Below are 626 nucleotides of genomic sequence, written 5' to 3'. Positions count from 1 at the left end.
TCCACCCCCAACTGGCGCAGCAGTTGCTGCAGGATGGCCTGGTTGGCAAAGTTGCCACTCTTGGAGAAGAGAGCCAACGCCTGGCGAAAGTCGGCCATGGCGGCTTCTCGATCCCCCAGTTGCAGGTGGGCCACGCCGCGGCTGAAGTAGGCTTCTGGAATTCGCGGATCCAACTGAATGGCCCGCTCCGCATCGGCCAGAGCTTCTTCCGGCTGGCGCAACTGGTTGTAGACGTAGCTGCGGTTCACATAGGCCGGCGCATAGCTGGGATCCAACTGCACCGCCCGATCCAGATCCGCCAGGGCAGCTACGGGATCCCCCCGCAGCAACTTGAGGGATCCCTGCCAGTTGAACTCGGAAGCGGTGTTTGGGGCCGAGGTCTTCTCAGGAGGAGGTGGGAAGGCAGGCAAAGAGATGGCAGGGGCAGGAGCGAGGAATGCTGCCAAGAAACCTATCAGAGCTATCCTTCCCCATCGACACTTGATTGTGCTCCGCACCGCTAATGACGTCCTCTTCGGATCCCGAACTAGTTCAATATAGACCGTCGGCGAGAGGGGCAACCCCCTGCACTTAACTTGCAAGGGGTGCGGGGAGCTACAAGTTCCGCGCTCTGGCGGGAAAGTCAG

The 626-nt window shown here is 60.7% G+C and carries 1 protein-coding gene; it reads right to left on the bottom strand.

The genetic code is table 11. From position 1 onward, the window contains the following. The coding region (locus tag NW820_RS13310) for a tetratricopeptide repeat protein (RefSeq protein ID WP_414407765.1) at positions 1–446 on the bottom strand (446 nt) is incomplete at its 3' end. Positions 447–626 lie beyond the last annotated feature (180 nt).

This window comes from Synechococcus sp. R55.7, from assembly GCF_047461955.1.
In the GTDB taxonomy this organism is placed as follows: Bacteria; Cyanobacteriota; Cyanobacteriia; order Thermostichales; family Thermostichaceae; genus Thermostichus.
This window is presented reverse-complemented; position numbering and strand designations above follow the sequence as displayed.